Raw genomic sequence first — 10020 nt, forward strand, 5'->3', positions numbered from 1 at the left:
GACGTGCGGGATATTCACGTCGGCGGAAAGCTGCTTGACGGCGGCGATAGCGGCGTCGGCAGCCTCGTCGGTGCTCATGCCCGTGGTGTCAACGCCCATGGCGACGGCAACCTTGGCCAGACGCTCGGCGCAAACCGGCTTGTTGAACTCCATGGCGATCGGCAGCAGCATGGCGCAAGCGACGCCGTGCGGGGTGTCGTAGTGAGCGGACAGGGTGTGAGCCATGGCGTGGTCGATGCCCAGGCCGACATTGGAGAAGCCCATGCCGGCGACATACTGGCCAAGAGCCATGCCCTCGCGGCCGGAGCCGGGCTGGCCGGACTTGGCCTCGGCGACGGAGTCGCGCAGGTTCTCGCTGATCAGCTTAATAGCCTCAAAGTGGAACATGTCGGAGAGCTCCCAAGCGCCCTTGGTGGTGTAGCCCTCGATGGCGTGGGTTAGAGCGTCCATGCCGGTGGAGGCGGTCAGGCCGGCGGGCATGGAAGCCATCATGTCGGGGTCGACGACGGCAACCTCGGGGGCGTCGTTGGTGTCGACGCACACGAACTTGCGGACCTTCTCGGGGTCGGTGATGACGTAGTTGATGGTCACCTCGGCAGCGGTACCGGCGGTCGTCGGCACAGCGATGGTAAACACGGCGTGGTTCTTAGTGGGAGCAACGCCCTCGAGGCTGCGGACATCGGCGAACTCGGGGTTGTTGATGATGATGCCGATAGCCTTGGCGGTGTCCATGGAGGAGCCGCCACCGATGGTCACGATAGCGTCAGCCTCGGCGGCCTTGAAGGCCTCGACGCCGTCCTTGACGTTCTGGATGGTGGGGTTGGGCTTAATCTCGGAGTAGAGGCTCCAAGCGATGCCAGCGGCGTCGAGCTCGTCGGTCACCTTAGCGGTAACGCCAAACTTGACCAGGTCGGGGTCGGAGCAGACGAAGATCTTCTTGTAGCCGCGACGCTGGAGCTCGCCGGGGATCTCCTTGATGGCGCCGGAACCATGATAAGAAATAGTGTTGAGAACGAAACGATTAGCCATTGATAGCCTCCCATCGTGTGCGGGGCACCCATTACGCCCCACGCTATGAGTCCCATCCTAACGCTTTTGAAACAAAAAACACGTGAGAACGTCAAAATTGTTAAAGCGTTTCAACAGGAGATGAAAAATACTGCGGCAAAGGGACAACCCCTCTGCCGCATTCCTCTACTTTCGACAGCCCTCTTTCCAAGCCTCGGCCGCAACCTTCCAGCGAAAACGCAAGTCGCGCTCGCGGTCGATGAACATGATGGCAAACGCGATAAACAGCAGCACGCTCGCCACCGCAATGGAATGCAGCCCCATGCGCTCAATACACCAGTTGCCCAGCACGGCGCCAAACACAAAGGTAAAGATCACGCCAAAGTACAGCAGGCCGTTTTCCAAAAAGCCGCGCTTGTGGGTGATGATGTAATCGTCCACGTTTTGCAGCGCGTTGCGCAAGTTGCCGATGCACATGGTCGTGGCGATGCCGTGACCGTGGATCTTGCGGAAGCTCTCGACTTGCATACCGCAGGCAAACGAAGTAAGGCAGTTGGCGAGCAGGTTGAAATCGCCGCCCGGGATAAAGCTCACGCCCAGCAAGATAACGGCTTCAAAAAACACCGTCACCTGGCGCCAGTGAATCACACTGCCAAACCGCTCGTGAACCAGGTCGGCAAGCATAATGCCCACGGCAAACGACACCACGGGAAAGAAGTAGCGTCCCGCCAGCGTCCAGTTGCCCTCCGAGATGCTCACGCCCACCAGCAAGATATTGCCCGTCTGCGCGTTTGCGAAAACATGATCGCGCCCAATGTACGAATACACATCCATAAAGCCACCGGCGAGCGCCAGGATAATGCCCAGTTCGATGGACTCCGATATCTGCTTGGCACGTTGCATCGTCGTGTATCCTCCTTGTTGACGACCCTCTCGTGCGTTGGCGGAAACATAGCCGCCGTTCATACTGTAACCCATTGACAACATGGCATGCGCGCGAGACGACCCCTTCGACACGGGGATACACAGTCTGGAAACAAACGATACCCGTATCGACACGCCGATCCGCCAGCCCATGTACTCCACCAGTCTTTTTAGCTCCGTCCCAAAAAGACTGGTTACAATTACGTGCAGCATACAGACACCGGGAGGGATCGTGGCAAAAAAGCCTCAGCACGCTCAGAACAGCCAACGCGGACAGCAGGGCAAACAGGGCCAGCAGCAAAAGCGCGGCGGCAAGGCGCAGGCCACGGTCGCCCGCACCAAGCATTCCCAAGCGACGCCCGCCCGCCCCTGGCGACCGGGCCGCGACAAGTTCCTCCCCGTCAGCCGCGCCGACATGGATGCACGCGGCTGGGACCAGTGCGACTTTGTCTACATCTGCGGCGATGCCTACGTGGACCATCCGAGCTTTGGCATGGCCATCATCAGCCGCGTGCTCGATGCGCATGGCTACAAGGTGGGTATCATCTGCCAGCCCGACTGGACCGACCCCGCCAGCATCACGGTGCTCGGCGAGCCTCGCCTGGGCTTTCTCGTCAGTGCCGGCAACATGGACTCCATGGTCAACCACTATTCGGTGACCAAGCACCGCCGCCACTCCGACGCCTACACCCCCGGCGGCGAGGAGGGGCGCCGTCCCAACCGAGCCGTCACGGTCTATGGCAACCTCATCCGCCAGACGTTCAAGGACGCTCCCATCATCATCGGCGGCATCGAGGCAAGCCTGCGCCGCCTGGCCCACTACGACTACTGGCAGGACAAGCTCAAACGCTCGGTACTGCTCGACTCGGGCGCCGACATCCTCATCTACGGCATGGGCGAGCACGCGATTGTCGAGATCGCCGACGCACTCGATGCCGGACTGCCTGTCGATCAGATCACCTACATCAACGGTACCGTCTACCGCACGGGTTCGCTCGACGAGGTCTACGACTACGACCTGCTGCCCAGCTGGGACGACCTTGCCGCCGACAAGCTCAACTATGCGCGCAGCTTTAACGTGCAGCAGCAGAATATGGACCCCATCACCGGCCATCGCCTGGTAGAGCCCTACCCCAACAGCGTCTATGTGGTGCAGAACCCGCCGTCGGCAACACTCACCACCGATGAGATGGACGAGGTTGCCGAACTCCCCTACGCACGCGATTGGCATCCCGACTACGACGCGGCAGGCGGCGTGCCGGCCTTTGCCGAGATCAAGTTTTCCATTAGCTCCAACCGCGGCTGTTTTGGCGAGTGCTCGTTTTGCGCGCTCACCTTCCACCAGGGACGCGTGCTGCAGATGCGCAGCCACGACTCGATCATGCGCGAGGCCGAGCTGCTCACGCGCGACCCCGAGTTTAAGGGCTACATCAACGACGTGGGCGGACCGACGGCTAACTTTAGCCGCCCGGCCTGCGACAAGCAGCTCAAACACGGCGTGTGCAAGAACAAGCGCTGCCTGTGGCCGAGCGTATGCAAAAACATGGTGGTCGACGAGAGCGGCTACACGCAGCTGCTGCGCGACCTGCGCCAGCTGCCGGGCGTCAAGAAGGTCTTCGTCCGCAGCGGCATCCGCTTTGACTACACCATGGCCGACGCCTCGGACGAATTTTTGCGCGAGCTGCTGGAGCACCATGTCTCGGGCCAGCTACGCGTAGCGCCCGAGCATGTGAGCGATGCGGTGCTGAGTGTGATGGGCAAGCCGAGCCGCGCCGTCTACGATGCATTCTGTCGTAAATTTGAACGCCTGAACCGCGAATACGGACTCAAGCAGTACGTGGTGCCGTACCTGATCTCGAGCCACCCCGGCTCGACGATGAAGGAAGCCGTGGACCTGGCCGAGGCCGTACGCGACATGGGTTATATGCCCGAGCAGGTGCAGGACTTCTACCCCACACCGTCCACCATGTCGACCTGCATGTACTACACCGGCGTGGACCCACGCACCATGCAGCCGATCTACGTGGCCCGCGACCCGCACGAGAAGGCCATGCAGCGTGCGCTCATCCAGTATCGCAAGCCCGAGAACTACAAGCTGGTACGCGAGGCGCTGGAAAAGGCTGGCCGTCGCGACCTGATCGGCTACACCAAGCATTGCCTGATCCGTCCCGTGCCGCCGCGCCCGGGCGAGACGTCTACCGGCGGCGGGCATGGCACCGGCAAGAAGGGCGGCAAGGCCCACGGTGGCTCCGCCGGCAAGGGGCCCAAGGGCAGCAAGGGCCACGGCGGCATGTCGCGTGCGCAGAACACCGCGGGCCGCAACCGCGCGGCACAGGGACGGCAGGGCGCCAACGGAGGCGGCAGACGCAACTAGCGCGGCGAGGCGGCATGCCGCCGTTGGCGACACGACACGCCCCACCAATAAAATGCCGCTCGCTGGGGCGTCGCAGAACGATTCCCCGGCGAGCGGCCGATTAATATTGTCTATCTCAAAACGTCGTTACTTTTTGTCGAAACGACCATAGAGCGCAAACGAGAGCGCCGCAGAGATAACCCAAGTCAAAGCGATGCAGACGACAATCATGATCAGGTTCATGGGATTGCCGCTTGGATCGGCATAAACGGGCAACGAGGTAATGCCGGGCATAACAAAGCCGAAGCACTTTGCGCCGAGAACAACGGTAAGCGCACCGCCAATGCCATCCGCAATCATCGCAGCGATAAGCGGAGTCCTGTTAGGAACCTGAACGGTAAACAAGGCGGGCTCGGAAATTCCCATAAATGCTGAGAAGGCGCACGTCATTGCAGCGGACTTGAGCTTTTCGTCGGTCATGCGCAGGGCTGCACCAAAAGACGCACCGCTTTCGGCGAGGTTATGGCAGAAAGAGATCGGGAGCAGATAGTCATACCCAAGCGTTGCGATATTGGAAATCTGGATAGGGCTCGTTGACTGATGCATGCCGAAGAGCACGATAAGCGGCATAAAGAAGCCCAGCAGAAAACCGGCAACGGGGCCTAACGTCGAGAATAGCCAAACGATACCGTTGGCAAGACCAAGACCGCACCAGGCACCAATCGGAGCGAGCACAAACAGGTTGACGGGAATCACGATAGCAAGGGAGAGCGCCGGAACGACAACGAGCTTAAAAAGATCCGGCACGACTTTGTCGATTGCACGATATACAAAAGACAAGCCAATGACGCCAAAGATAACCGGGAACACGGAATCGGCGTAGCTAAAAATCGGCACCGCAAAACCGAACAGCGCAAGGGGCGTCTCGCCCGTACCGACAGCGTTGACAATGGTCGGGTACATCAGCGATCCGGCAACACAAAGCGCAAGCGAACGGTTGACCCGGAACTTATCAGCTGTAGACATTGCCAGCAAAAACGGCAAGAAGTAGAACGGGATATCCGAAATCATATTGAATATCGCAAAGTCGCCGGCACCCGTGTCGATTCCAAAAGCCGCGATAGCAGCCAGGATGCCCTTTACGATGCCTCCCGCCACCAGTGCGGGAATGATAGCGGAAAAGATGCCGGTGATGATATCGAATACGCGAGCCGAACCTTTTTGGAGCTCAGGCTGCTCGGCGTCGGCGGAGACCTCGCCACCCATCCTGTCACCTAGCATGGGCTCCAATTCGTCATATACCGACCCCACGCTGGCGCCGATGATAACTTGCCACTGTCCGTCTTTAACCTGCGCGCCCAAGGCGCCGTCAAGCGTCTTAAGGGCCTCCAGGTCTGCCTTGCTATCGTCCTTCAGGTTGAATCTGAGCCTTGTAATGCAGTGCGTTGCCATAACAACGTTATCGGCGCCGCCCACGAGCTCGAGGACACGAGCGGCCAGTTCCTTCTTGTCTGCCACGACAATCACTCCTACCCAAGATCCTCGCCATTAGTGGCGATACATTTCTGATACCAATAGAAAGAGTCTTTACGCGAGCGCTCCGCAGTGCCGTTGCCGCAATTATCCAGATCGACATAGATAAGCCCGTAGCGCTTGTCCATCGTAAGAGGACCGCAGGCAACAAGGTCAATGAATCCCCAGATCATGTATCCGCGCACGTCAACGCCATCGATCACCGCTTCTTTAAGGCACTTTATGTGCTGGCGCAAATAATCGATTCGATACTCGTCGTGGATGCTGCCATCCTCCTCGACTACATCAGATGTACCGAGGCCGTTCTCGGCGATATACAGGGGCAGCCCATAGCGGTCATACATCTGGTTAAGGGTAACCCTCAGGCCAATGGGATCGAGCTGCCAGCCCCACTCACTCGTCTCGAGATAAGGGTTCTTGTTTGCCATGACCAGATTTCCCGCAGTCTTCTCCCATCCCTGATCGCAGGTGGATACCTGGGAAAAGTAGTACGAGAAGGCCAGGAAGTCGACCGTGTTGCGAGCGATGAGCTCTTCATCGCCCGGCTCCATTTGAATCTCGATATCGCACGCGTCGAAATAGCGATTCATATAAGCGGGGTATTTTCCACGAGCCATCACGTCCGTATAGAACCAGTTGGAATACTGGTCGTCGTGAATAGCCTGCATGTTATCTTCGGGACGGCAGGTGGCGGGATACGTACAGAATCGAGCGATCATGCCGCCAACGGGAGTATCGGGCGAAAGACGATGGACAATCTCGACGGCACGCGCATTGGCAACGAACTCGTGGTGCAGGCACTGGAAGATGGCTCGATCGAAGTTCTCCCCCTCTTCGTCTTTGACCAGACAGACCCCGTCCCAAGGCGAAAAACGCGCTGCATTGAACTCGTTAAAAGGCAGCCAGAAATCGACCAGATCGCCCAATTCCGTAACGATTGTCTCGACATAGCGGGCGAAGAAATCAATCGTCTTGCGATTCTTCCATCCCCCATATGTGGTGACAAGATTTACCGGGATGTCATAGTGGAGCATGGTGACGAAGGTTTTAATGCCGTGCTTTTTGCACTCACCCAGCATGCTTCGATACCACTCGATGCCTTCGCGGTTAGGCTCAAGATCATCTCCGTTAGGATAGATTCGGCTCCAGCAAATAGAAGTGCGGAACAGCTTGAGGCCCATCTCCGCAAAAAGCGCGATGTCCTCACGGTAGTGATGATAGAAGTCGTTACCGCGCCTAAACGGGTAGAACTCAACACCATCATCTGCGAGAGCGTTCATTAGTTCGTCATGGCAGAAGGGGTTGTTTTGATGCTTGTCCTCAATCTGGTCATGAGTCCAGGTACCATCCAGCCATCGACAATCCTGCGTCGACTTTCCCTTTCCGCCCTCATTCCAGGCGCCATCGGCCTGCGAGCACGATATGGCTCCGCCCCATAAAAAGTCGGAGTCAAACCCATGTTTTAACTTACTCATTTGCCCTCCTTGATCGGATGCTCCAGCGGATAACCCAATACTAGGAAGAACAAGATGCATAAGATATCGCATAGAAAGCGTTTGTTTATAACATTTTTTTAGATATAATACCGTTTAAGGCATCGATTCTACCGTTCACCCCTGGAGCACCCCATGGATTCGAATCTCAAACAGCTGCTCTATACGCATACCGAGACCGAAGAGTGGCATCGCACACATCCGGGAGAGCTCAGCCCGCGATATAACAGAGTGGAAACCACAACCATTAACGGCGAAGAGGTCTATCTGTTTGATTGGAAAGAAACTCTCGACGAAAACCCCGTGGGCCTTATCAAGGAGTCGCGCTTTACCGATATTCCTCCTCATATCAATCGGGATATGGAGCTTAACTACGTGTACGACGGCGTCTGCACGTTTATCGTCAACGGACGGCGACTACTCCTTAAAAAGGGCGACGTGCTCATTTGCAACACCGGCGTAGTCAGAAGCGTTCCATACGTTAAGGGCGAGCATGATATCGTCATTTCGATCGTCTTCAAAAAAGAAATGTTCGATTCGTTGTTCCTGAGCCAGCTACCCGGCGCGTCACCATTAACGAATCTTCTATTTGATTTTGTGTCCAAAAACCGCGAGGCCCGAAAATATCTCATTCTTCCAGAGGAATACGCCCGACATGCGCGACGCCTCATCGAGATGCTCTTTATCGAATATCACTTTAAAGATGCCTATTCCAATGAACTCATGAGGCACCTCGCCGTCAGCCTATTCCTTGTTCTCATTCGAGGACTGTACCGACGCTCCGCAACTGATAACCAGGCGATCATGTCGGACGAACGCATCGTGTCGATTCTGAATCATATTGAGCGAAGCTACGGCGACTGCACACTCGAAAGCATTGCGAGCGATACGGGTTATAGCACCAGCTATCTCAGCAGCTTGATCAAGCAAAAAACCGGCAAAACGTTTTCGCAAATCAAGCTCAACCAGCAGCTCACAGAGGCGGCATATCTTCTCAATAACACCGAGCGCAGCGTGCAGTATGTAGCCCGAAAAGTCGGCATCTCCAACATGTCATTCTTTTACTCAAAATTTAAAGAAGCATTCGGCGAAACGCCAGGTGCGTTCAGGACGCATCGGTCTAATTAAAGGCGTTATTACTCAGACCGATCAGCTTCGCGCGACACGGGAATGCGCAATCGAAGCAGCGAGCGCATCGCCTCTACCAGCACAAAGCCGGCGATGCCAACCGTGACCACAACGTCGAGCGGTGTGCCCACAAACCACAGCAGCCCCATGCGATACGACCCGGCATTAAACGCAAAGTGCAGCAGAATCGTGTAGCGAAGCTTTCCGGTGGTCACGAGTACCCAACCAAAAATGAGGCCGGCAGCGCCCGCGTAGCAGCCCTGCACCCAGTTCATGTGCATAAAGCCGAAGACCGCCGCCTGCAGCACGATTGCCGCGGCGACGCCCCAGGTACTCGGGGCCGCCCAGGGCACTATGGCGCCGTCCTGCGCGTTCGCGCGGCGCCGGCGCTTCCAGAACGAACGGCACTGTGGATTAAACGCACGCAGCGAAAACTCAAAGATGATGCCGCGCACCAGGAGCTCTTCGCAAAACGGAGCGCCGAGCACTGTGGTCAAGACAGCAAGAAGGCTGGTATCGCCCATGCCCGTCTCCTCGACGAGCTCGCTATAGTCTGCCGCGACCTCGGGCAGCAGCGACAGTACGCCGTCGCATAGGTAGCTAATGACCACCTGCATGGATAGGCCGATCACGACAACGCAGGCAATGCGCTTCCATGCCGCGCCTGCTCCCCCGCCGAGTGGGCGTTCGCCTTGCCGGCGCGCCATGAAGGAGCGGGGCCACAGATAGCGCCACCACAGCAGCGCCATCAAAAATGACGCCGTCTGAGCGGCAGCCTGGAACCATTGGATATCGAGATTGTCGATCGGATAGCCCGTCAGCACCGACACGGCATCGAGAACTGAAAACAGAACCATGCTCAGGGCAATATCGGCAGCAACAACACCAAAACAGGCAAGCGCCCAAATCATCGCATTGAGCATGCCAACCTCCTCAAAACCCGGCACTTAGGGACGTTCCTTAACTGCCGGCAGAGACGATATGAGCAGGACATAAAACATTGGGAGCCCCCGGCATGAAAGTCCGCGGATTAGGCCGACAATGGTGAGTGTCTAATCCAACCGTGGCGGCCACGCCGCATTCATGGAAGGGGCTCCCATGCTCGATACTACCACCTTCATCGGCCTCGACGTCCACGCCCGCTCGATAAAGGCAGTCTCCCTCGACGTCATGACCGGGGAGGTGCGCTGCGCGACCTTCGGCTACGACGCCGGGGCAGTCGCGGAGTGGGTGCGGTCCGTGGACCCAAAGGCCAGGTGCGTGTACGAATCCGGGGTCACGGGCTTCGACCTGCAGAAGAGGCTTTCCGGCCTGGGGGTCGACTGCGTGGTCGGCGCCGTCTCGAAGATGATCAAGCCCAGCGCGGACAGGCGCAGGAAGAACGACCGCAACGACGCCGAGTTCCTCGCCCGCATGCTGTCGGTCGGCAACGTGGTCGAGGTGTGGGTCCCCGACGACGAGTGCGAGGCCGCCCGCGACCTGATGTTAGCGCTAATCTAAAACCAACCACTTTCGCAAACGTATCTCGCCGAATGCGCCAACGCGCTTTCGCCGACCCCGCTAACGTACTTTCACCAACTG

The 10020-nt window shown here is 57.8% G+C and carries 8 protein-coding genes; 3 read left to right on the forward strand and 5 right to left on the reverse strand.

The window, feature by feature from the left end; all coding sequences use genetic code 11:
• Both fucO and AQ996_RS03095 read right to left on the reverse strand, forming a co-directional pair.
• On the reverse strand, positions 1 to 1029 hold a 1029-nt coding region (gene fucO / locus AQ996_RS03090), incomplete at its 3' end, for a lactaldehyde reductase (protein WP_070097117.1).
• A 165-nt stretch (positions 1030 to 1194) separates the two neighbouring features.
• Positions 1195 to 1911: a YoaK family protein gene (locus AQ996_RS03095; RefSeq protein ID WP_055250955.1), complete on the reverse strand. Its 717-nt coding sequence runs from the start codon at positions 1909 to 1911 to the stop codon at positions 1195 to 1197.
• A 253-nt stretch (positions 1912 to 2164) separates the two neighbouring features.
• Between AQ996_RS03095 and AQ996_RS03100 the strand changes: the two genes are divergently transcribed.
• On the forward strand, positions 2165 to 4306 hold the full coding sequence (locus AQ996_RS03100; protein WP_253274592.1) for a YgiQ family radical SAM protein: 2142 nt from the start codon (positions 2165 to 2167) through the stop codon (positions 4304 to 4306).
• Between the two features lie 126 nt (positions 4307 to 4432).
• Here AQ996_RS03100 and AQ996_RS03105 read toward each other — a convergent pair whose 3' ends face one another.
• Together AQ996_RS03105 and AQ996_RS03110 are read right to left on the reverse strand one after the other, a co-directional pair.
• Complete coding sequence (locus AQ996_RS03105) at positions 4433 to 5803, reverse strand: PTS transporter subunit EIIC (protein WP_055250969.1); 1371 nt, start codon at positions 5801 to 5803, stop codon at positions 4433 to 4435.
• An 11-nt stretch (positions 5804 to 5814) separates the two neighbouring features.
• Positions 5815 to 7293, reverse strand: coding sequence for a family 1 glycosylhydrolase (locus AQ996_RS03110; RefSeq protein ID WP_035137362.1), 1479 nt, complete (start codon positions 7291 to 7293; stop codon positions 5815 to 5817).
• Between the two features lie 153 nt (positions 7294 to 7446).
• On the opposite strand from AQ996_RS03110, the gene AQ996_RS03115 reads away from it, so the two are divergent.
• Positions 7447 to 8439 carry a helix-turn-helix transcriptional regulator gene (locus tag AQ996_RS03115; protein ID WP_055250957.1) on the forward strand — a complete coding sequence of 331 codons (993 nt, stop codon included), beginning with the start codon at positions 7447 to 7449 and terminating at the stop codon, positions 8437 to 8439.
• Positions 8440 to 8447: 8 nt separating this feature from the next.
• Here the strand turns inward: AQ996_RS03115 and AQ996_RS03120 are convergent, their stop codons facing one another.
• A complete protein-coding gene (locus AQ996_RS03120) occupies positions 8448 to 9362 on the reverse strand; it encodes a CPBP family intramembrane glutamic endopeptidase (protein ID WP_148315822.1) in 915 nt (304 codons plus the stop codon).
• Between the two features lie 175 nt (positions 9363 to 9537).
• Here AQ996_RS03120 and AQ996_RS03125 point away from each other — a divergent pair, with 175 nt between their 5' ends.
• Positions 9538 to 9939, forward strand: coding sequence for a hypothetical protein (locus AQ996_RS03125; protein WP_253274593.1), 402 nt, complete (start codon positions 9538 to 9540; stop codon positions 9937 to 9939).
• The last annotated feature ends 81 nt before the right edge of the window (positions 9940 to 10020 follow it).

It is taken from the genome of Collinsella aerofaciens (genome assembly GCF_001404695.1).
GTDB classification, from domain to species: Bacteria; Actinomycetota; Coriobacteriia; order Coriobacteriales; family Coriobacteriaceae; genus Collinsella; species Collinsella aerofaciens_E.